Origin of the sequence: Leptospira terpstrae serovar Hualin str. LT 11-33 = ATCC 700639, assembly GCF_000332495.1 — a bacterium.
GTDB lineage: Bacteria > Spirochaetota > Leptospiria > Leptospirales > Leptospiraceae > Leptospira_A > Leptospira_A terpstrae.
The window spans coordinates 233881-255390 of the sequence record NZ_AOGW02000009.1; the positions used below are offsets into that span (position 1 = coordinate 233881).

A 21510-nucleotide genomic window follows, 5' to 3' on the forward strand; every position below is an offset into this window, starting at 1 on the left:
GAGGGTTTAGTTCCCTCCGCTAATTCTTGTTATGTTGATGCTGAATCCTCTTTCCGATTCTTGTCCGCTAAAGTCCTTCGTTTTTACTTTGATGGTATTTTCTCCTGCTTTTAAATTGAGAACTCCAACCAAATATCGATCTTTAAAAAACAGATCATCAAAACTATGTCCTTCTTTGGTTTTCCATTTTCCTGAGTCAAAGCGAAGGGAGCCGAAAGTGGCCTCTTTGTAAGTTTCTCCGTTAAAAAAGAACTTCACTTCCTTTACTCCTCTTCGCTGGCTATTTTTGACACCACCATCAATGATGCTTACTGTTAAGGGAAAAGCTTTGGATACATTGATATTGTCGCCATCATTTAGATTTGTATAATTTTCACCTACATGGATGAAGAGGTTGGCAATTTGTGGAGGCATTGTGTCCTCTATAGGGGGAAGGAAGGCCAGGGGATCGAGCAGAGTTTTCCCATAATCCTTTCCAAGAACAAAATGTAAATGTCCACCAGTGGAATGGCCTGTGTTTCCAGAGATCCCAATGGTATCACCAGCAGAGACCTGTTTGCCGGTGCGGACTACTTCATTTCTCGTGCCACCTAAATGGTAATAACCGCTCACATAACCATTTTTATGTGCTATCCAGACTATATTGCCCGAGCCACGTTCGTCTTCAAAAGGGTCATCCTCCGCATAACGGGAGTATAGGATAAATCCCTGGCTCATACTTTTGACAGGTTGTAAAACGGAAGAAATGTCGAGTCCATTGTGAAAATGGTCTTTTCTTGACTCACCAAAGGTGCTTGTGATGAGCGCAGGCAATTCTAAGCCCTGGATGGGCCAAACAAACTCTGGTTTTGTATCAGAGACAGGTTCGTCCGCTAAAATAAAACTTGCCAAGAGACTCAATACTACAACAATACTTCTCATGTTTAGAGAAGTCTCCTGGCAGGTTACTTTTTAGGAAAGTATATAATGAAACTGACTTCTCATACCAATGAAGAAATTTTAGAGATTGTAAAGGCATGTGGTGCTGGAGATGAAAAGTCTCTGCAGACATTTTTTGATATCTATTCACAAGATATATACAACTTTCCCATCCGAGTTTTTCACCTAAGTGAGGATGATGCTTCTGATTATTATATCTACGCTTTTGAACGTTTAAAAACAGGAAAACGATTCAAAAGTTTTGTGGGAAAATCCAGCTTTAAAACTTGGTTTTTCTCCGTACTCAGAAATTTACTGATCGATTGGCAGCGCACTAAACGGGAAGTCAAAACCCAAACGATTTCTAAAGTCAATAGAGATGGGAAAGAATACAGCACCATCGAAGACGAACCAGACAAACGTTCGGAAGCTCTTGCATTGGCCATTGACGTCTCGGATCAGTTCCATTCCGTACTCTCCACAATCAAAATAGAGAACCGAGTTGTTTTCAAATTGTCATTTGTTTATTACCTCCATTTGGATCCGGAAGAAATCCGTTTCATTTCAGAAAAAACAAACCGTTCGGAAGAGGAAATTCGTGTTGAAGTTTTAAAGCTTAGAGAAGACCTCTCTGGCCGCGAAGAAGAAAACTTAAAAATGGAAGATAAGATCACAGCTCTATATTTGAATATTCTAGATCTGAAAGAACAAAAGAAATCCAAAGCCCAGGGTGATTCGGTAGAGGCATTATATTATAAAGAGCGATTGGACCATGCACTCGCCAAAAAGTATGAACAAAGGAAAAAGCTAATCGAAAAAAAGCAAAAGGGACACTTTCTTGTCCGCACCCCTTACCGAGAGATTGCCAGAATTTTAGGGATTTCCGAAGGTGGTGTCAGCGTCACTTTGCTCCGGGTCTTAGAAAAAATGCAAAAAAAAATGCATTCTATGGCTGGAGAGGACTAATTTCCTTCGTCATACTTTTACAGGGTGGGGGGTCCACATGGAAAATCAGGGTTTTAACGTAGAGGTACTGGAACTAGCCAGGGGACTTTTTGTCCGTGGAGAGTTTTCGAGTGAGGATGAGTTGCAAAATCATCCTGATTTGCAGGATGCCTATTGGTTTTGTGAAGAAGCCTTCTTTGCTAGTTTGCGCCAAGAAACGGTGGCAAACCACACCTACGCTGAGTCTTGGGATTTGGCAAAAGCAGATCTGACTATGGGCAAAGTTCCTCTTCCTTTACCTGAATTTTTAAAAGAATACACACGTAAGAACCTCATCTTACCAGAGAAGAAAGATAGCCTCATCGTTCGTCTCACGCAATCCGGAATTCGGGTGATTGATAGTCTTGTGGAGTCTTTACAAATTCGAGAAAGTTTTGAATTTGCTCCTTCGATGCGTTCTGCTTCTGCTGAGGTTCGTTCCGGAGATGCTAATTCTGTTATCTTTGAAGAAACCACCAGCGAAAACCAGAAATTCTATTATCAAATTGTGAAGGAAAACCAAGAAGAAGTGTATCTTTCTGTCAAAGCAGAAGGAACCCCTGCCTTCCAACAAGTGAACCTTCGCCGAGAGGGAAGGTTCATCCTTTCTAGTAAAATCAATTTAGAAGGCAGTGCAAGCTTCTCGGGGTTAATCCCTGGTAGTTACACCATTGAGTTTGTAGGTCCAGGCCAATCAAAATCGTTTGACTTGTCTATCCTCGTCGGATAGGTTCATGGGAGAATGCTCTCCCTAATCATAGATAGAGTCGGTAACGTAAATATCTTCAATGTTTTGGAGGACAATCTCCCCGTTGAAGAATCACACATTCAATCAACGTTAGATGATGATTTAATTTTCGAATATTTAGGAGAAGTGGAGAGACTTGTCCACGTTTCCCAATCGGTACTCTCCAACCCAAATCAAATTCTCAATGCAGATATCCTTCAAGATTTGAAGGTGTTAGGTGAAACATTTTACCAACAATTTTTCCCGATCTCCATTATTGAAAAATTAAAAAACACAACCAAACATAGCATTCATTTTAATATTGATCCTGCCCTCGCTTTGGTTCCTTGGGAACTTCTTCATGACGGCACTAGTTTTCTTTCTGATAAATTTAGAATTGGAAAAACCATTCGTGGTGGATTACACCGTCCTACACACCAAGAAAACCGAAAGATTAAGATGTTAATCATAGCAGATCCTACAGAAGACTTACCTCATGCGCAAAAAGAAGGAGAGGTACTTTTTTCTGTTCTGAGCCAAAAGGTACCCACACACCTTTTAGAGTTAGAGTTTATCGGTGGAAAACAAGTCACCAAACTCAAGTTACTTTCTCTTATCAAAGACAAACATATTATACATTATTCGGGACACCTTCATTTTTCAGATGATTCATTGGAGAATGGTTGGTTGTTGTCCGATGGAAAAGTATTAAAGGCGCGCGAGATCAAATCAACAGGGATCGATACTGATTTAGTTTTTTCCAATTCCTGTATGTCTGCAAAAGCAGCCGGTAAAAAATTAAATACAAATATTATGAATCAATATGCAGGAGCATTTCTTACTGCAGGTATCAAAACTTTTGTGGGAACCAATTGGGAAATTTTAGACAACGAAAGGACGATAGATTTTACAGTTCGGTTTTATACCTTTTTGTTTTCTGATAAATCTGTAGGTGAGTCTTTGTTTTTGTCTAAAGAATTTGCAAGGCGAAATTACCATGCCAACGATTTGACTTGGGCAAACTATGCATTGTATGGAAATCCTGATTTTTCCTTATTCGTAAAAGAAAGAAAAAATTTCCATTCTGCCAAAATTCTAAATCCTACCACGGTTCTAGAGTTTTACCCCACTCCGATTGCTGTCGCTTATTCCAAGTTCATCAATACTAGTAAATCAAAATCCATTGATAAAAACAATCTTCTTAGTTTGGCTAAATTATTCGAAGCAATTAGCCAAGTTGTAGGAATGATGGTTTTTAGTGATCATTCCGCACATGCAATGAACAAATCGATTCCGAATAACCCGGATGATGCGGTATCTCTTCGTAAATGGTGGGAACTTGTATATGGATGTGTTTGGGATTTTCAAAAACTAAAGATTTCAAGTATTTTGGAAATGGCACTTCCTGTTTTACATGAACAAAAAGAAACCATTTTCAAAATCGTAGGATGGATGGAATCTTGGGAAAGAGATGAAATCAAAGAGGAAGAAATTGAATCCTACCAAATCATTTTGCAATTCTTTGTAGAAAATATGTTATTAGAATTTTCGGAATTGGAGAAAGTGAGTATTCTTTTAGTTTCTGAAAATCACAATCCACATTTTTATTTTAAAGGTATCAAACCTGCTTATTTATATCCTTCTTCTCCTGGATCCAAAGACAAATTACAGGAACAACTTTCTAATCAAAAAGGAAATTTAGTTTTGGTTCATGAAAGTCGTAAAATTGTGATTCCATTCCCAACATACTTTAAAGAAAAAAAGGAAACGGGTGATTTGGAACTTGTGTTTAACGGCCTCACACCTTTTGTTTTAGGAGCCAAGCAGAGTTGAGTTTATGCCATCCGGATGTTGGTAACGTTTCCTGCGGTGCCTGTTGTGGTTTGTTTAATTTAAAACTTCAGCCAAAAGAATTTAAAACACTGTTATTGGAACGAACTTCCGAATTCCAAACCACAGTCAATTTTGAAGTTCGCCATAGTTTTCCCATCTTTCGTAAAGAAAGAGAAACAAAAGAAGCTCACATTCCTAAAAAAGATGATATGACTTATAATTGTCCTTTTTTGGGATATGTAGATCCAGCCAAACAACGGATAGGCTGTATGATTCATCCCATTTTTACTGGAGATCCAAAAAGCCAAAACTTTTCCTTTTACGGAGCTTCTATTTGCCAAGCCTATGATTGCAAAAACAAAGAAAGTATTTTGGCCGACTTATGGGAATCGCTTTTTGTGGAGATGGCAAAGGACTCTGTTGAGTATTCTTTTTTATCAGCAGACCATATCTTTTCGCATGCTCTTGAAAAATATTTCCAATTGTTAAACATTAGTATGGATCGAATGTTTCAGGAATTTCGGTTGGAGATGATGGATTTGTTTCGAATGCGACTCCAAACCTCAGCAGAAAAAAATTTCACTTCATTTGAAATCAACTATGAGAGTTTTTCTGATTTAAGTGTATTGGAAGATTATTTTTCCAAGGAGTTGGGTCAGTATTGGAAAGATTGGCGAGAAGGAATGACTAAAAAAAATCCCGGATAGAGGTGAGTATCCGGGCTTTGATTAGAATAAAATTTAATTAAGCTTTAGAAGTAACAGTTGCTACTTTTGCTTTTGTTTCTGCTACCACAGTGTTTGCTTTACCGATGATAGTTTCTACTTGAGAAATTCCTTCTTGAAGGTATTTTCTAAGGTTAACAGAAACTTCGCTTTGGTCTTGAGCACCTTTTGCAGCTAGGCTTTGGAAACCAGTGCTGATTTCAGAAAAAGCTTTTTCTGCTTCTACTTTTGCTGTGTTTACTGCGCCTAGGATGAAGTTTAATCCGTCTTTTACTTGTTGTTCCATTTTCATTTTTCCTTTTCGGTTTTATTTTGTGCAATGCACTACCTCTTTTTGTGCGGTGCACAGGAATTAGTCAACCCGTTTTTGTATTTTTTTCCTGCATCGCACAAAAAAAATGGATAGATGCCTCATCCGGAATTTTTGCCCATCCAGTGGAAATCCACTTATTTAGAACTTCTCGACCAACGGATTTTGCCGGGAAAAAAAGAATTTTTGAAATTATCCACTGCGGAAGAAACCATAGTAGCAATCCGTGAAATGGCTGTTAGAGGTGCACCTGCCATTGCCATCACAGGAGTCTTTGGTCTTAGTTTAGGCGCCAAATCTCGGTCAGGTGTCGCAAATCCGAGTGAGATTGATACATTACTTTCGTCTGTACTTGAGTCTCGGCCAACAGCAGTCAATTTGAGTTATGCCTTACGAGAGGCAAAAAATCGAATCCAAGGAATCACTGAATGGGGAACCATCGCAAAGATTTGGGAAACCTATGGTGAGGAAATGATGAAAGACGATTTGGCAGCAAACAAATCTTTGGGGGAAAATGGAGTTTCATTATTTCCTAAAGACCAATTGGAATTTCATATCATCACTCATTGTAACACAGGAGCCCTTGCCACTGCAGGTCATGGAACGGCTCTTGGGGTGATTCGAAGTTTGCGGGATGCAGGAAAAAAGGTAGTTGTTTATGCAGATGAAACAAGGCCCTTTCTTCAAGGTTCAAGACTTACAGCTTTTGAAATGATGGAAGAAGGAATCGAATGTTATATCATTACTGATGGAATGTCTGGTTGGCTAATGAACCATAGAAAGATTGACGCAGTCATCGTAGGTTGTGATCGGGTTGCGGCAAACGGAGACACTGCCAATAAAATAGGAACTTACAATTTAGGGATAGTCGCAAGAGAACATAATGTACCATTCTATGTTTGTGCCACAAAAGATAGTTTTGACTTAAACTTAAAATCAGGGGAAGAAATTCCTATAGAAATGAGAAAAGAATCCGAGGTGACCAGGTTCGACTTTTTAAAGGGAACCGATGGAAAATATTTATTTCCAGAAGGAAAAACTTCACCTATAGGTGCAAGAGCTCTCAATCCCTCGTTTGATGTAACAAAAGCTCACTTAATCAGAAACTTTATCACAGAATTTGGATGTTTCGTACCTGCGGAGATTTCTCTTCGTCTAAAGAATGTATGACGGAAAAAGCAATTTTAGGTGGTGGGTGTTTTTGGTGTACGGAGGCTGTGTATCTTAGAATTCCAGGAATTCTATCCGTAAAATCAGGATACGCAGGTGGATCCACTCCGAGTCCTACCTACAAAGAAATCTGCACAGGAACTACTGGACATGCAGAGGTTATCGAAATTGAATTTGATCCCGAGCTCATTACATACTCAAAAATATTAGAAATTTTTTGGGCGTCCCATGATCCTACAACTCTCAATAAACAAGGGAACGATGTTGGAACCCAATATCGCTCCGTTATTTTCTACCTAAATGATAAACAAAAAGATTTAGCAGTGGAATCCAAAAGAAAACATGCTTATCTTTTTCCTGATCCGATTGTCACAGAGATTTCACCGGCTCCAGAGTTTTATCCAGCGGAAGATTACCACCAAAATTATTTCACTCTCAACCCACAAAATCCCTATTGCCATTATGTGATTTTTCCCAAACTTAAAAAGTTGGGATTAAAGCTGTAATCGTTGTAAGGTTATTTCCCTTTAAAAGCTGTTAACATCGCTTTTTCCTGGTTAGGGAAAAAGTTCATCACAAATGCAATTTGGGCTTTGGTAATTTTTTCCACTTGCCGTCTGTATTTGATCACTGCACCTGGGTGGGCTGTGTTTCGAACAACAACCTTAACATTGTCTTGGTTGTAACGAGCACCTTTAAGTTCTTCTATTTTAGATTTGAGAAGTTCAACGGTTTTACTTTTTTTCTGGTAAGCATCAAAGATTTCTTTGAACTTTTCTTTTCTCGAATCATCCAATTTCCCACGAGACCTTTGGACAACTTCTTTGATTTTTTGTATTTCTGGAACTAGTGCTTCTAAATCTCTTTCAAACTCGGCAAGTTTGGAGCTACCTTCAGTAAATAGTCTATCATTTCTAAAATGAAATCCTACTTCTACCACTGTGTCCATTTGGGCAGTTGAACCAAGTGATGATACTGTGATTCCTTGGTAAGAAACAATATCAGAACCAATGATGGAAGAAGATTCTCCTGTAAGGATTACGTTTCCTAAACAAAGAATTTTACTTCCTAAAATAAAATTCTCAACGATACAATCGCCATCAATTTCTAGGTTTCCATTCTCAATGAATTTTGCTCGAAGGTCCCCTTTGATACGAATGACACCTTTTCCTTTGGCTTTGACTCCACCTTTGACTTCTAAGTCTTCACCTACAATCACATCAGAAGATTCCACGTTACCATCTAAGTAAAGAGATCCTTGGCAATTAACAACGGCTCCCTCTTCAATGGTTCCTTTGACACGGATAGTACCTTCAAAGTTGATGTTACCTGTTCCTAGACCAATGTTACTTTCAATATTTAATTCAGGAGATACGGTGAGAGAGGTGTCAGTTGAAAACACAACACCACTGAGTGAAGCAAAGTATTCCTTAAGTTGTCTACCTGGTTTTTCAGGATCTTCCACGGTTTTTGGAAGTACATTTTTACCTAAAGTTAATCTAGGTCTGTCGATTGGGTTAGGATAAATTGGATTTCCTAAAACATCAATCCCTTGTTCTCCAGCAATTCCTTCAAAAAGAGTAGCCAGTCTTTCGCCTTCTTTTACGTGAACATATTTATTGATGTTTCTAAAATCTGCTGATCCATCGTCTTTTAAGACAACACGTTGTGCTCTTGGGAAATAAAATTTAATCCAACCACTTTCCCCTTGTTTGGCGGGGTTTCCTTGTGCTACTAAAAAATTAAAATCTTCTCTTACTTTGGTGGGATCTTTTAAGATTTTATCAATTTCGATGGCTGCCTTATCTACCTCTTTCATCAAAATTCGATCCCGATGAATGGTTGCATTGTCTAGAGCTTCATAAATTAATATATTGCTCATTGAACCGCCTAACAACCAAATTGGTTTTGCTACCAAAGTTGCCGTGAGTCGATCCTCGGAGATTTGGATTTTCAGTCCCCGTTCCGGATTGAAGTCCGGTGCATTTTTTACGTCCATTCTGTTAAAAGTATCGGCAGGTTACTTAGGAGAAACGAGAATTTCTATCGGCGGAGCCAATATAGAAAACTTCCGAAGGTTTGCAGGAGGGCCGGGACTCCGAAAATTTGGGAATGGAGAGGTAGGCTGTCTCCGTGGGTTAGGGCAGTCGAAGTGCGGTGGACATAGGAAATTTCTTTCGATTGGAAGAGGAGGGCCAGTTTTTCTGATTCCTCTGGCGAGATCACAGGGTCTGTCTTTCCATGGAGAAGGGCTACGGGCCCACTGAGTGTTTCCAATTGGTAAAACGGAGATAGATTTTCAGGGAGATTTTCCGGAACCGTTTTTAGAACGCGGTTCGCTATTTCTATTCGAAAATTTCCATCGGCGGCCACTTGGAAAAAGAATTCTTTGGCATGGAGAGAAATCTTTTTGAGTAATTTTTCACCTAGTGCCTCGTCACCTTGTCGTTTGAGTCCGTTATCCAAAGCGGACTCATAGTATACTGGTTTTAATTCTTCTGCAAGGTCTGGTTCAAAACGATGGAGCATGTTATATAGAATGACATACACCGCATAAGGATCTATATCGTAATTAGAAAAAACAAAGGGAACAGTATCTAAAAAATCGCAATAGGCTCCTATTGCCATAGAAGTTTTGATTTTATTTTTTGTGTTAGACTTAGAAGCAGCAATTAGACCCATACCACCGGAAAAACTAGCGGATAAATATCCTAAATCATTTCCGTTAAACATATGTTTTGTGGAATGAATTTCCATCATCAAATCTTGGATGTTTGTAATAGTCGTTTCTGCGATCCGAAGCCCTTTCACTTCGGGAAGTTCCGGTAAGATGACACTGTGGTTGGAGTTCGCAATATTTTCTGCAAGTTCCAATATCCTTGGGTCATCAATCCCCATAGCACTCATTCCATGTTGGATATAAACACCTGGTAAAGATTCTGGATTTTTTCCTGTAGGATAAATATGAAACACTCGCCTGCCTGTTCCAGACAATTGGAGTTCCTTACGTTCTAAAGATTTTTTTTGTTTAATCCCTGCATATCCCAAAATGAGTGGGATTGCCAAAACATAAGGTTTCATTCGGATTTAGTTTTTGGGAGTGGGAAATTTTTCCAACAATAAAATAAGATAGAGTCTACCCATATATTCTTCTCCTCTTCTGTCTTTGAGATTGAAGATAAGAATGTATTGGCGGAAATGTTCTAAGGAGATAGGAACTAGTTTATGGTTTAAATTTTCGGGTGGCAAAATATCAATTTCGTAACGGCCCAGTCTCATTTCTGTAATTAATTTTCCTGCTATCTGGTTTGCAAATTCCATCATGATGGATGCTGAATGAGAACGGGAAGTGGGATCTATTTGAAATGCCTTGGCAATTTTTGGAAGGAGTTTGAGTTTTGTATAACCATCTAAAGCTAGATACACTTTTCCATTAATATCTCCAACAAATTCAACAAGTGTACAGTTTTCAAAACAAAGGCCTTCATTTTTAGAAGGACCATAAGCCTCTCTTTCTGCATAGACGAGTAGAGTCTTTTGGAAATGTTCCGGTAATACTTGCGAAACAGTCAGGATAAATTTTTCATCAATTAAAGGATCCATTTATGCTGCGTGGGAAAGGATACTCTCTTCCAATGATTTGTATGCGGCTTTGATCCATACATCAAATTTGATTCCTGGAATGGATTGGTTTGAGTAACCAAGGGCTACTTCTGATGGAAACCCTAGACTATCCAATTCTTCGATAAACTGTTTAAAAAATTCAGAAAACACATCGAGCTTGGCATTCGAAATGATTGCCGCATATAAATTTTCTTCTAGTTGGTACAAACCCAAACCAATGACGCCGTTTTGTTTACCAAGTTCGTTTAAACCAATGGCAATTTCTGATTGGAAGTTTGTATCAATGAACTTGAATAGGATGAGAGTCACTTTTTCTTTTGACTCAAACACTGATTTTGCCATTTGATAAAAATGAGAAACATTGTAGAGTTTGGAAATAGGATGTTTAGTTACCTTTGCATATTCTCTTTTTACCATAATCTTTTCTGAGATGATGGTTGATTTTTCCCAGTAGGATTGGATTTCTGATTCATTCCAAGACTCTTTAGTAGAAAAACATAAAAAACCGAATAACTGTGCATTCATAGTTAACGGAATGTATAACTTTCGCTTGTCGATGGAGATGGCTGGGAGTAGTTCTTTCACCTTACTTTCTTCATATTCTTCCCATTCCACTGGATTGTCATCGGTTTCCACCATCATTCCAGCCTTTTGCCAATAACATTCCTTAAACTCTTTTCCATCATAATAAACATATTGGATTGAGGTAAGTTTCTCTGTTAAAAATGGAAAAGGAAATTCTTTTACCGTTTCACAAAACAAAGATCGTTCTGCCAAATGAATTTGTTCTCTGGCAAGTAAGATGGGATCTTTTTTCCAGAGAATGTCTTTTGGTTTAGGTTCTGCATTCGAAGGTATGGATGGTAAAGACGTTTCCGTATCAAAGACCACATCTGTATGTGGATTATTTTCTAATAAAACTTCGTTATTTAAATTAGGATCCGCATCATTCAGATGCTCAGGCTTTTGAAAATCCAAACTGTATAAAAACAACGCCAGTAACAAACAGGAAACTGCAAGAAGTGTAAAACTCACCCAAGAAAAATAGAATGTATACTGAAGGATGACTCCGATGGTAAAAAAAATTGTGGGAATTGTATATCGTTTCATGGTGTCTTAGCCGTTACTCAATATAACGGGTAAAATGGGGATTCGCTGAACTGATTTTCCCTTTCCGCTAGGGGCAAATGAAACTCTATTCCGAATTAGCCGAATACTATTTTACCATCGAAGAAGCTAGCCGTAAGTTCTCGGAGGAAATCCTCTTTTTAAGAGATACCTTTAAGCGACATAAAATACATACCATTTTAGATATAGGCTGCGGGACCGGGGAACATATCAAGGAACTGCAAGGAATGGGATTCAAACCACTCGGAGTGGATGGATCTCCCCGAATGTTAGAGATCGCCAAAGTCCGGTTTCCGCATTGTCAGTTTGAGCTGGGAAAAATGGAAGTATATGTCGCCAAACAACCGGTAGATGCTGTGATTTGTTTGTATGGGACTTTTAATTATTTGATCAATGATGACTTGGTTCAAAATTTTCTACGGAATTGTCATAAAAATTTAAAACAGGCCGGTCTTTTGGTTTTGGAAATCTGGAATGCAGACCCAATCCACAGAATCAAACGTAAACCAATTACGACAGTAAGTAATGTGAGGCAAGGGGATACTTCGATTCGAAGAAATCGTGGATTTCGTTTAACAAGAGCAGATGATGTTGCCATTGTGGAAGTCAATTATGTATATAATTTAAATCAAAAAGATTTAAAAGACAAACATACGATGCGTGTGTTTCATTTCCCCCAAGTGCAGAATTTCTTAGACGATAATAAGTTTGATGTCCTTCATGTTTATAGCAACTATGATGGCGAAAAATATATAAAAACGGGCGCAAGGATGCTCATTGTAGCCAAAAAGAGGTCTTGACTTTCTTTTTTTTGTACGGTATCTCAATCTATCGGGAGAACGTATGTCTAGTCCAAACCATTTCCAAGTAATCGTAATCGGAGGAGGGCCTGGAGGTTATGTCGCTGCCATCCGTGCCGCACAATTAGGTTTGCAAACTTGTGTTGTTGAACGTGAAAAACTCGGGGGAGTTTGTTTGAACTGGGGTTGTATTCCCACCAAAGCTTTGTTAGAAAGCGCGCACGTATTAGAACATTTAAAACAGGCTGCAAGTTTTGGACTTTCTTGCGATAATATCAAAGCTGACTTTGATGCAGTCATCAAACGTTCTCGGTCTGTTGCTGACCAAATGGCCAAAGGTGTTGAATTTCTGATGAAGAAAAACAAAATCACCGTAATCAGTGGTGAGGCCAGTTTTCAAAATTCCAAAACCATCCAAGTCAAACCAAGTTCTGGGGAGACAAATACTTATACTGCCGATTTTTTTATCTTAGCTGTGGGTGCTAAAAACAAAGCCCTCCCTTTTTTACCTTTTGACGGTAAACGTGTGTTATCTGCTAGAGATGCTATGATTGAACCAAAAGTAATTCCGAACCTGGCTATCATTGGAGCCGGTGCGATTGGTGTAGAGTTTGCCGATTTTTATGCAAGTATGGGGTCTAAAGTTTCCATCATTGAATTCCAAGACCATCTACTCCCCAATGAAGATGTAGAAATTTCTGGAGTGTTGGAACGAAGTTTTAAAAAACGAGGGATTGAGCAGTATTTAAGTTTTGGTGTGGAAACGGCCGTAGTTTCCGATTCTGGTGTGGAACTCACCTTACAAGATCGAAAATCTGGTAAAAAAGAAAAATTAAACTTTGATAAAGTGATCGTCGGTGTAGGAATTACACCGAATACTCAGGCTATTGGTTTGGATGAAATTGGAATCAAACTTAAAAATGGATTTGTAGACTTTGTGGGGAACTACCGTTCCACTTTGGATCATATCTATGCCATTGGGGATTGTATTCCTACACCTTCGCTTGCCCATGTGGCCAGTGCCGAAGGAATCCGAGCTGCAGAAGATATTTCCTTTCGTTTAGGCAACCCTCACCATTTACAGATTGTTAGACTGAACTATTCTTACATCCCTGGCTGTACGTATTGCCATCCTGAAGTGGCCAGTGTGGGCCTTACGGAAGAAAAAGCAAAGGCAATGGGATATGAAATCACCGTTGGTAAATTTCCGTTCACTGCCAGTGGCCGGGCCCAAGCCCAAGGGGACACAACAGGAATGGTAAAAATTGTTTCTGATAAAAAACATGGAGAAATTTTAGGAGCCCATATCATTGGAAGTGGCGCCACAGAAATGATCGCCGAGCTGACGCTAGGTGCTAATATGGAAATTACGGTAAGGGAACTTGCCAACACTATCCATGCCCATCCTACGTTATCGGAAGGGATTATGGAAAGTGCGGCAGCGGTACTCGGAGAGGCGATTAATATATAAGGAGAGGGAAGTTGAATGGAACGATCGTTAATTCGGATAGTATTCATCTTCTTTCTATTGAGTCTGGATTTATTTTCAGAAAAACAAGTCATGAAAGACCAAATTGATTTTTCTAAAGAAAAACCTGTGCATCCATTCTATGATAAGTTTGGTCAAAATGGAAATTTGAATTGCAAAGAGAAACAACAGTGTATGACAAACTGTACAGGACCGGTGTTTGGATTTTCAAACAAGTACCGCAATGCGGAATCGGCTCGGCAAGGTTGTGTTGCAGAGTGCAATCAAATCCTTTGTTTGCAAGAAGAGAAAAAGTAATACCCCGCGCCAGCGATTGCAGCGGAAATCCTTTCCGTAGGAAAGATTGGAGCGTAAAGCGCGATCGGGTTAATCGTCGATTCCCTTTCACCTAACGAATCCGAGGCGCCCCTTTCTTCTATCTTCCAAAAGTGTATCTTAATTTTCTTTTATCTCCAAACAACGGCGAATCCAATCCCAAGTTTCCATTGGTCTTTCAAAGGGAAAAAAATGAGTGAACCCAGGGAAGATGGTGACATCGGATTTGGGATGCACTTTTGTGAGGAGGTTGGCATACTTTGGGCTACAGACTTCAAATTTTTCTGGGATCGCGATATGGTTTTCCGTTTTGATTCCATAAAAGTTTTTGAAGACATGGAAGTGGGCATGTCCAAAGATTCTTGCTTCCACCCTTGGGTCACAACAAAGTTTGACTTCTGCTTCGTGGCCTGTACTGATAAAACAAGAGTTTAAATAATCTTCGAAGATGGATGGTTCGAAGTTGGCAAAGGCAGGGAATTTTCGAAAGGACCGCCTAACAAGTTCAATCGATTTAAAATGAGTCCTTCTTTTTTTGGCTCCTTTTGCGAGTGGGTTTTCCAAAAATTTAGAAAGAAGGATCAACTTCCAACCAAGGATCACTGGATCCATTGCCAGAACTTTTTCAAAACGCCATGGCTCTTTCGCCGCAGCAAGGAGAGAAGAGGCTCCACCAAGGGAATGACCAATGATATTTGTCTTATGAATGGATTCATGATCGAGGAGTGCTAAGATCTGGTCTCGAAACACATTCCAATTATGAAATTGTAAACTGAACTCAGAACGACCATGTCCTAAAAAATCGGGTGCAATGATTCGGAAGTGTTTTGATAATAAATTAAAATAATTATGATAACAGCCGGCACTATAGCCATTGGCATGACAGAAAACGAGAACAGGACCCGGAGTTTCCGAATCTAAATAGGCACATTCCCAGTTTCTGAACCGAAAGGATTTTTGTTTCATTTTTCTATTTGACCCTTCCCGATTTAGATCGGATTTTGTCTCTATCCCATGCAATTCCAGGTCATCCTCTTCTTCTGTATAGCCGTATTCTTCAATGCATTGGCTAATATTTTAATCAAATCCTCTTCCTTACAAGACCAAACAAAAACTTTGTCAGGTGGTCTTTGGGATACAATCTTTACTGTATTTAATCCTTACTTTATTGGTGGGCTTGCGAGTTTCGGTTTGGCACTCCTTGGATATCGTTATGTACTCGGGAAAGGATTAAAACTTTCACTCGCCTATCCTGTGTTTACTTCTAGTGGTTTTATCATTGTTTTGATTGCCTCTTCTCTCTTTTTTAAAGAAAGATTGAACTTAACGCAGTGGTTGGGAATTGCATTTATCCTCATAGGCGTTTGGCTTACCGCCTTGCAAATGTTTGATGTCAAATCGTAAATCTTGAAATCAAAATCTGTTTTTATAAAACTTAAAACATTACTTTTTCTAATTTCTTTTCTTTTCTTTTTTCATTGTAAAAAAACAGATTCCAACACAGGTGAGGAATCTGTTTCACCAAACATTCAAAAGCGCCCTAATGTCCTTTGGATTGTGATAGATTCTTTAAGGGGAGATATCATCGGTCGGTATGGTGTCACACCTAACTTAGATTTGTTTCAAAAAAATGCAGTCCACTTCCAATACCATTTGGTCAATGCTGCCTGGACAAGGCCATCCACACTTGTGTTTTTTACTGGAAAGTATGCTTCGGCTAATCCTGTGAATTTTTGGGATTACCCCACAACCAAGTCAGAGGTAGAAGCATTTTATCGATCTGAAAAACGTCCCCTTCCTAAGTTATTAAAAGATCATTCGTTTGATACTTATATGGTAGGGAACAACCCGTTCTTGACAGATAAGTTTGGACTTGGGGTAGATGTCGGCTTTGATTCGTTATACGACTTTTCGAATTATAGTGAAGATACAAAAAAAATAACTAAAAAAACATTCGAAGTTTTGGAAGAAATTTCCGGTAAGGAAAAACCTTTTTTTCTATTTTTAAATTACAACGACCCACACAAACCCTATACCCCACCACAAGGATTCACCAATCGGATTCAAACTAATGAAATCTTAGATGAAAAAAAAAGGAACTACTTGGGGGAAGTTGCTTTTGTGGATGAGGAACTTGGATTAGTGTTTGAGGAACTGAAAAACAAAAACCTTTGGGACAATACTCTCATTCTCATCACAGCAGATCATGGAGAGGTGATGCATAGTGCCCATGCGATCTCTCCTTTTACTGGAACTAATACTTATTATGGACATGGTCAGGATTTGTTTTTGGAAAATATTCATGTGCCACTTCTTGTTAAATTGCCTGGATCGAATGTAAAACAATCGATTTCTTCTATGACAAGGTCTATTGATTTATTTCCAACTGTTCTTGATTATTGTGGACTTTCCATTCCTAAGTTGGTTCAAGGAAAATCACTCAAACCATTGATCGAAAATCAAGAAACCACCAAACGAACATACTACGGCGAAACTAGATTCACACAAGGGTATGGAGAAGGATCGGAGTTTCTTCTTCAAAGGTCGTATCGATTTCATGAAGTAGGTAAGTTTTGGCAAGGTTCCGTAGGATCTGAGTTTTATTTATATACCGATACGAAAAAAGATCCTAACCAAATAAATCCATTGCGAATCTCGAATATTTCAGACTTAAAGGATATGAAATTAAGTCCAACTTTGGAAAAGAAGATCCTACGTTTTTGGAAACAAATTCGTTCGATGGAACCAAAACTTCCTTTGTATCATCTTTCCATCCAACCAGAATCAACAGATACAGACATTCAAATTCGAGTACCACAAGGTAGGATACGAATGGCAAACCTTCCCGATGACGTAGTTTTGGAAGAGAAGGGAAAATCGGTTCAGATTCATACAAATACTACGAAGGCATTTGAAATTAGCTTAGAAGTCTATCCCGATGTCAGTTTCCCTGAGTTTACTGTTTGGTTTTCTAAAAAACAAATTCCAAAAACAGATATTTATACCGGATATTTTGGATTGAGTATGGCTTCCTGCAATTCCAACTGTGAGTTGTTATATGAGTCTGGAGCACAAAGACCTATGATCCTACCGAATGCAAAAGTTTATTTTTGGAAAGAAGGTGGGCAAAAAAAATCTTATACTTCTAAACAAGAGTTAGGAACAGATGCTTTAGAAATTCTAAAGAAACAAGGATATGTTCAGTAGTTAGTTTTTTTTGATCATTTTTTCAGCTTGGTTATCATCCATTCAATCATTATCTTGGTTCGTTACCGATACAGAAGGCAATGATTCTCCGTTAAATCCAGTTCCTCCTCCACTAAGAGAGCCGAATAAAATAGAATAAGCCATATTTCCATCCACAAGAAAATCATCAACTCCTGTAAGGACTATGTTTTGGAAAGTATTCCAATCGCTAGAAGTAAACACCAAACTAGCGCCCGATACGGTTCCTTCTGCGACATTGGAACTAGAAACTGGAATGGTAACGTTTGTGATTGGACGTGCGCGCAAACGAACTTGGAATCTGGACTGACCACCAATCTCCGTAGTGATTAAGTTAGGTGAAGTGACAAGTCCCCCGGAACTATTGGGTGCGGTCCCACATGCATTCATCGGATTCGGGTCTGAACATGGAATGATATCATAAATATAGTTGATATGATTACCAGAGACCGATAGAGGAGTGAGCGCGCTGTAAATCGTAGAAGGTGAAAAGCCTGTGCCTGTTTCACCGGAAGTCACAACCGAAGATATTATATAACTTACATCCACTAAACTTGCGGTATCAAGTCCTGTAACAGTTACTAGTTGCCCAGTTCCAAAATTACTCGGAGTGAATGTGAGTGGAGCTGTAGGAAAACTGACAAGGCCGCCTGGTGTGGTGCTAAAGTTCACAGTGATATTGGCTGTGGGTTGTGAATCCAAATGAATATAAAATTCGGAAGAGGCACCTGATTGAGAAGTAACGACTGTTGCTGGAGTGAACCCTGACGTAGTGATTCCGGCACTGTCATTGTCATTCAATGTGAGCATTGGATAGTTAGAAGCCGGATAGGGATTCACTCCATTGTAAAATCCATCGGAAGAAGAAAGGATTCCTATAACAATCGGACAAGAAACATTTCCATCATCCACAGCATCATCATTTGGTGTCACAATGATTGTGTTATGTGCTCCAATGGTATTCCAATTGGCACTAGTAATTGTCACTGAACTTGTTGAGATTGAAAACTGAGGAATAGAAGGACTAGTTATCAATTCACAAGGAAATGTAGTGGTGACGGATACAGGAACTGTGACATCGTCAGTAGGTGCTTGGCTCAGTAAAATATAAATAGGAAAGGCAGATGAATTTTCGGCCCGAGTTAGGTTTGTCGGAGTGATTACTGTGACTGGATTTTCAGAAACGCTATAATTGAGAAGGGTCGCAGTATTTCCTGTGCTTCCTACAAAACTAATATACCAGGAAGGAGTGGAACCTGTTTCTGTTCCATTCACTGTAATATTATAACTGACGTTACCGTCGGTTAAGGCATCGGAAACTCCTTGGATTTCCACTGGAACGGATGTACTCCAATTGGTTTCATCAAAAATATATTGTTTGGAACTAACGGGTGTTCCGCTGTCGTTAATCATTCCTTCTGTGGCATCAGAAGTAGCAAGTGTCACTGTGACTTGGTTTCCTGGGAGAGGTCGACTTCCTAACCTAAGGCTATACATAGCCGATTGTCCAGATTCTGTCGTAAAGTAAGGTTGTCCTGCATCGAGAGTAAATAGAATACTTGGGGAGGGATTGTCATCATCCGTGATATTGATTGTAATATCATTCGGATTCAATCCTTCATAATCAGTTCCTGATCCTGAAATGGCACCGAGTGCCAGTGTATGAGTTCTTGTATTGATTTCATTGATAGAATCATTGGTGACCATAACTGTCACTGTTTGTGTAGTCGAATAGTTTGCTTGGGTGAAGGTAAGACTTGCCGGTGTGAATGTGTATTGAACCGAATCGGGTAAGTTAAAGGTTTCACCCGTGATAGGAATCGTAACAGATCCAGTAGCACAAGCTGCCAAATTGCCGGGAGTGTCACAAGGAGCCGAATTCAAACGGACTGTGAAGGTTCCATCGCTTCCTCCTTCGGTAAGATTTAAGGTTGTGGATGAAATGGTAAAACCAACGGTATCATTGTCATTGATTGTCACCACCAAATTCCCGCTAGCTTCTGTATATCCGGGTAGGGTACCTGTCGGATAAAGACCTGTGAAATAAGAACCACTTGCTTGTGGGATATGAATGGTAACGGGAAGGTTTCCATCGTCGAAGGAATCAGAAACCGAACGAATGGTAACCACCTGAGGTACATCCCAGCCGCTGTCGCTTGTGTTGCCTGTATAGTTCGCCGATTGCCCGTTCGTCGGTGTAAAGGTCAAAGTGCGCGAGGCTGCAACCCCTGCGGTACTATTGAGTAACACCGCTTCTGTCCCGTCGGAGGAAGTAATGGGACCAATCGTTACATTAGAACTCGGCTTTAACGAAAGTCTGATTTCAAAGGTAATGGTAGAACTTCCATTCTCTGCCATAGAAGACGCTGATAAGTTTTGGATTCGAACCAAAGGTTCATTACTATCGGTATTGATGGCAGTCACAGCAGGAATGGCGATTGAGTTGTATTTTGGATCCGTTGAAGAGGAATTTCCAAAAGTAATATTTACATTTTGATCGCCATCGTCAGATCCATCTAACACGGACGTGACAGTAACTGTTTGCGGAGTATTCCAGTTCCCTACTGTAAAGTTTAAAGAAGATGGAGATACAGTAATTTCTGCGGTATTACTGGATGTGATAGAAGGAATACTGACTGAGTTTGTTGGCTGTGAGTTTAAAACAACGGTAAAAGTTTCTGTGGAAGGAGTTCCATTTTCATGAACCACAAGCCCACCCACTGGAGTTACGGTAAATCCTGCCGTATCATCATCTGTCACAAAGATGGTTGCTTGAGTGGGAGGCGTAACTGAATTATATACGGGATCCGCAGAACCTCCCGTATCTACAGTTCCAAATTGTAAAGTAACGGTTCTTGTATCTTCATCAATCGAATTGTTGTTAGTTGTGATATTGACAAATTGGTCTATGTTCCAATTCGCATTGGTAAAAACTAAATTTGAGGTGCTGGCATTCGTGATGGAATTATTTTCTGAAATTCCAGTGAGTGTTACTGTAAATCCAGGCGGTGGTTGAGAAGAAAGATGAATGGCAAATGAAAGAGTTCCTCCATTTTCTGATATGGTCAAACTCCCTGGACTTGTGAGTATAAATCCAGGCACATCATCATCTGTATTGGTAACAGAAGGAAAAACAGGTCCCGCCAAACCATTGTAATCTGTATCAGCAGAAGTTGCGGCTCCTGTAACAATCGACACTGTCCTTGAACCATCTACTATATAATCATCTACTCCTGTGACTGTGACAATCTTAGGAGTGAACCATTCTCCTGGTGCAAAGGTAAGTGAGGAAGGTGATGCTGTTCCTTCAGAACTAGGTGTGGCCACGATAGAAGGGATTGTCACTGAATTTGTGGGAAGAGTATTCATGACCACAGCAAAACTGACTGCCCCGCCAGCTTCCGTTGTGGTAAGTCCAGATAAATTGATTACAGTGAACCCTGCCACATCATCATCTACATTGGTTCCGGTAATGATTGGAACTGGTTTTCCCAAGTAAGCGGGATCATTCGATACAGTAACGTCTGCAGAAATTTGAAATGTACTTTCATCTACACTAAAATCATCCACACCGGTAATAGTCACAGTTTGTGGCACATCCCAATTGTTAGGTGTAAATACAAGTTCTACTGCTGCGACTGTAGCTTCTGTAGTATCGTTTGAAACAAAGTTTCTAATATAAACATCTTGCATTGGCCTTGTTTGTAAAACATAGGCAATGGTTCCCGTTTCTCCTGTTTCGGATGTGATTAGACCTAAAGTGGGACTTGCGGCCACACCAGAGGATTCATTGTCTGTATTGACTACGAGTAAAACAGGAAGTCCTTGAGAAGAAAACCTGATGTCAGAAGCAAAAGTTGTTCCTAATTGAACTCTATAGTTTTGATTTCCATCTGCAATTAAATCATCCACTCCCGCCAAACGAACGCTCTGTGGTATATCCCAATTATCTTCCGTAAATTCAATAAAAGTTGAAGATAATAGAACACCTTCTGTAGGATCAGAGACAGTGATGGGACCGATTCTTACTGAACTATTCGGCTCAATGTTCAAACGAACTGTGAATTCTGCTTGTTTTCCATTTTCACTCGTAAATAAAAAATTCGGAGTATCGTAAATCACAGAACCTTGCCCAGTTGTAGATGCAAAAAAAGAACCGAATAACATCTGTAGGTTAATGGGTGTTATGGACTGGCAGGATACAGAGAGAGTGGAGAAAACGAGAAAAATAATGGAAATACAGACCCTGAACATGATTCCCT

At 39.5% G+C, this 21510-nt stretch carries 19 protein-coding genes; 11 read left to right on the top strand and 8 right to left on the bottom strand.

Annotation, left to right across the window (positions count from 1 at the left end):
* Positions 1-6: 6 nt before the first annotated feature.
* The gene (locus tag LEP1GSC203_RS07760; protein ID WP_002973216.1) at positions 7-921 is read right to left on the bottom strand and encodes a M23 family metallopeptidase; all 915 of its coding nucleotides are present in this window, start codon (positions 919-921) and stop codon (positions 7-9) included.
* Between the two features lie 45 nt (positions 922-966).
* On the opposite strand from LEP1GSC203_RS07760, the gene LEP1GSC203_RS07765 reads away from it, so the two are divergent.
* From LEP1GSC203_RS07765 to LEP1GSC203_RS07780, 4 genes are read left to right on the top strand one after another with little or no spacing between them, the layout of a single operon-like run.
* On the top strand, positions 967-1884 hold the full coding sequence (locus LEP1GSC203_RS07765) for a sigma-70 family RNA polymerase sigma factor (RefSeq protein WP_002973485.1): 918 nt from the start codon (positions 967-969) through the stop codon (positions 1882-1884).
* 37 nt (positions 1885-1921) lie between these two features.
* The gene (locus LEP1GSC203_RS07770) at positions 1922-2632 is read left to right on the top strand and encodes a hypothetical protein (RefSeq protein WP_002973374.1); all 711 of its coding nucleotides are present in this window, start codon (positions 1922-1924) and stop codon (positions 2630-2632) included.
* A 12-nt stretch (positions 2633-2644) separates the two neighbouring features.
* A complete protein-coding gene (locus tag LEP1GSC203_RS07775; protein ID WP_002973271.1) occupies positions 2645-4462 on the top strand; it encodes a CHAT domain-containing protein in 1818 nt (605 codons plus the stop codon).
* Complete coding sequence (locus tag LEP1GSC203_RS07780; protein WP_002973516.1) at positions 4459-5169, top strand: hypothetical protein; 711 nt, start codon at positions 4459-4461, stop codon at positions 5167-5169. Before LEP1GSC203_RS07775 ends, LEP1GSC203_RS07780 begins: the two co-directional genes overlap by 4 nt.
* Positions 5170-5206: 37 nt before the next feature.
* Here LEP1GSC203_RS07780 and LEP1GSC203_RS07785 read toward each other — a convergent pair whose 3' ends face one another.
* Complete coding sequence (locus LEP1GSC203_RS07785; protein ID WP_002973373.1) at positions 5207-5473, bottom strand: sigma-54 down-regulated protein; 267 nt, start codon at positions 5471-5473, stop codon at positions 5207-5209.
* Positions 5474-5593: 120 nt separating this feature from the next.
* Here LEP1GSC203_RS07785 and mtnA point away from each other — a divergent pair, with 120 nt between their 5' ends.
* Both mtnA and msrA read left to right on the top strand, forming a co-directional pair.
* Complete coding sequence (mtnA, locus tag LEP1GSC203_RS07790) at positions 5594-6667, top strand: S-methyl-5-thioribose-1-phosphate isomerase (RefSeq protein ID WP_002973300.1); 1074 nt, start codon at positions 5594-5596, stop codon at positions 6665-6667.
* Entirely contained in the window at positions 6664-7173 is a 510-nt protein-coding gene (gene msrA, locus LEP1GSC203_RS07795; RefSeq protein ID WP_002973223.1) for a peptide-methionine (S)-S-oxide reductase MsrA, read from the top strand. Before mtnA ends, msrA begins: the two co-directional genes overlap by 4 nt.
* Positions 7174-7184: 11 nt before the next feature.
* Here the strand turns inward: msrA and LEP1GSC203_RS07800 are convergent, their stop codons facing one another.
* From LEP1GSC203_RS07800 to LEP1GSC203_RS07815, 4 genes are read right to left on the bottom strand one after another with little or no spacing between them, the layout of a single operon-like run.
* Complete coding sequence (locus tag LEP1GSC203_RS07800) at positions 7185-8666, bottom strand: DUF342 domain-containing protein (RefSeq protein ID WP_002973456.1); 1482 nt, start codon at positions 8664-8666, stop codon at positions 7185-7187.
* A gap of 44 nt (positions 8667-8710) precedes the next feature.
* A complete protein-coding gene (locus tag LEP1GSC203_RS07805; RefSeq protein WP_002973341.1) occupies positions 8711-9748 on the bottom strand; it encodes an alpha/beta hydrolase in 1038 nt (345 codons plus the stop codon).
* 6 nt (positions 9749-9754) lie between these two features.
* Positions 9755-10270: a chemotaxis protein CheX gene (locus tag LEP1GSC203_RS07810; RefSeq protein WP_002973443.1), complete on the bottom strand. Its 516-nt coding sequence runs from the start codon at positions 10268-10270 to the stop codon at positions 9755-9757.
* The gene (locus LEP1GSC203_RS07815; protein ID WP_002973540.1) at positions 10271-11401 is read right to left on the bottom strand and encodes a hypothetical protein; all 1131 of its coding nucleotides are present in this window, start codon (positions 11399-11401) and stop codon (positions 10271-10273) included.
* 77 nt (positions 11402-11478) lie between these two features.
* On the opposite strand from LEP1GSC203_RS07815, the gene LEP1GSC203_RS07820 reads away from it, so the two are divergent.
* Genes LEP1GSC203_RS07820 through LEP1GSC203_RS07830 form a run of 3 tightly spaced genes read left to right on the top strand, consistent with a single transcriptional unit; the run spans position 11479 to position 14005 of the window.
* Positions 11479-12219 (top strand): class I SAM-dependent DNA methyltransferase, encoded by a 741-nt coding sequence (locus LEP1GSC203_RS07820; protein ID WP_002973281.1) that lies wholly within the window; start codon positions 11479-11481, stop codon positions 12217-12219.
* Between the two features lie 43 nt (positions 12220-12262).
* A complete protein-coding gene (gene lpdA / locus LEP1GSC203_RS07825; RefSeq protein ID WP_002973372.1) occupies positions 12263-13690 on the top strand; it encodes a dihydrolipoyl dehydrogenase in 1428 nt (475 codons plus the stop codon).
* Positions 13691-13705: 15 nt separating this feature from the next.
* Positions 13706-14005, top strand: coding sequence for a hypothetical protein (locus LEP1GSC203_RS07830; protein ID WP_002973384.1), 300 nt, complete (start codon positions 13706-13708; stop codon positions 14003-14005).
* Positions 14006-14143: 138 nt separating this feature from the next.
* Here the strand turns inward: LEP1GSC203_RS07830 and LEP1GSC203_RS07835 are convergent, their stop codons facing one another.
* On the bottom strand, positions 14144-15043 hold the full coding sequence (locus tag LEP1GSC203_RS07835) for an alpha/beta fold hydrolase (protein WP_002973467.1): 900 nt from the start codon (positions 15041-15043) through the stop codon (positions 14144-14146).
* Between LEP1GSC203_RS07835 and LEP1GSC203_RS07840 the strand changes: the two genes are divergently transcribed.
* Together LEP1GSC203_RS07840 and LEP1GSC203_RS07845 are read left to right on the top strand one after the other, a co-directional pair.
* Complete coding sequence (locus tag LEP1GSC203_RS07840) at positions 15038-15427, top strand: DMT family transporter (protein ID WP_002973209.1); 390 nt, start codon at positions 15038-15040, stop codon at positions 15425-15427. The genes LEP1GSC203_RS07835 and LEP1GSC203_RS07840 overlap by 6 nt on opposite strands.
* A 3-nt stretch (positions 15428-15430) precedes the next feature.
* A complete protein-coding gene (locus tag LEP1GSC203_RS07845; protein ID WP_002973406.1) occupies positions 15431-17230 on the top strand; it encodes a sulfatase in 1800 nt (599 codons plus the stop codon).
* A gap of 42 nt (positions 17231-17272) precedes the next feature.
* Here LEP1GSC203_RS07845 and LEP1GSC203_RS07850 read toward each other — a convergent pair whose 3' ends face one another.
* Positions 17273-21502, bottom strand: coding sequence for a beta strand repeat-containing protein (locus LEP1GSC203_RS07850; protein ID WP_039937588.1), 4230 nt, complete (start codon positions 21500-21502; stop codon positions 17273-17275).
* Positions 21503-21510: the final 8 nt, after the last annotated feature.

What these genes read in the sequence shown, in the direction of transcription:
- LEP1GSC203_RS07760 (WP_002973216.1), bottom strand. Translation starts at nt 921, where the DNA reads ATGAGAAGTATTGTTGTAGTATTGAGTCTCTTGGCAAGTTTTATTTTA.
- LEP1GSC203_RS07770 (WP_002973374.1), top strand. Translation starts at nt 1,922, where the DNA reads ATGGAAAATCAGGGTTTTAACGTAGAGGTACTGGAACTAGCCAGGGGA.
- LEP1GSC203_RS07820 (WP_002973281.1), top strand. Translation starts at nt 11,479, where the DNA reads ATGAAACTCTATTCCGAATTAGCCGAATACTATTTTACCATCGAAGAA.
- LEP1GSC203_RS07830 (WP_002973384.1), top strand. Translation starts at nt 13,706, where the DNA reads ATGGAACGATCGTTAATTCGGATAGTATTCATCTTCTTTCTATTGAGT.
- LEP1GSC203_RS07785 (WP_002973373.1), bottom strand. Translation starts at nt 5,473, where the DNA reads ATGGAACAACAAGTAAAAGACGGATTAAACTTCATCCTAGGCGCAGTA.
- mtnA (WP_002973300.1), top strand. Translation starts at nt 5,594, where the DNA reads ATGCCTCATCCGGAATTTTTGCCCATCCAGTGGAAATCCACTTATTTA.
- msrA (WP_002973223.1), top strand. Translation starts at nt 6,664, where the DNA reads ATGACGGAAAAAGCAATTTTAGGTGGTGGGTGTTTTTGGTGTACGGAG.
- LEP1GSC203_RS07805 (WP_002973341.1), bottom strand. Translation starts at nt 9,748, where the DNA reads ATGAAACCTTATGTTTTGGCAATCCCACTCATTTTGGGATATGCAGGG.
- LEP1GSC203_RS07775 (WP_002973271.1), top strand. Translation starts at nt 2,645, where the DNA reads ATGCTCTCCCTAATCATAGATAGAGTCGGTAACGTAAATATCTTCAAT.
- LEP1GSC203_RS07815 (WP_002973540.1), bottom strand. Translation starts at nt 11,401, where the DNA reads ATGAAACGATATACAATTCCCACAATTTTTTTTACCATCGGAGTCATC.
- LEP1GSC203_RS07840 (WP_002973209.1), top strand. Translation starts at nt 15,038, where the DNA reads ATGCAATTCCAGGTCATCCTCTTCTTCTGTATAGCCGTATTCTTCAAT.
- LEP1GSC203_RS07850 (WP_039937588.1), bottom strand. Translation starts at nt 21,502, where the DNA reads ATGTTCAGGGTCTGTATTTCCATTATTTTTCTCGTTTTCTCCACTCTC.
- LEP1GSC203_RS07800 (WP_002973456.1), bottom strand. Translation starts at nt 8,666, where the DNA reads ATGGACGTAAAAAATGCACCGGACTTCAATCCGGAACGGGGACTGAAA.
- LEP1GSC203_RS07810 (WP_002973443.1), bottom strand. Translation starts at nt 10,270, where the DNA reads ATGGATCCTTTAATTGATGAAAAATTTATCCTGACTGTTTCGCAAGTA.
- LEP1GSC203_RS07765 (WP_002973485.1), top strand. Translation starts at nt 967, where the DNA reads ATGAAACTGACTTCTCATACCAATGAAGAAATTTTAGAGATTGTAAAG.
- lpdA (WP_002973372.1), top strand. Translation starts at nt 12,263, where the DNA reads ATGTCTAGTCCAAACCATTTCCAAGTAATCGTAATCGGAGGAGGGCCT.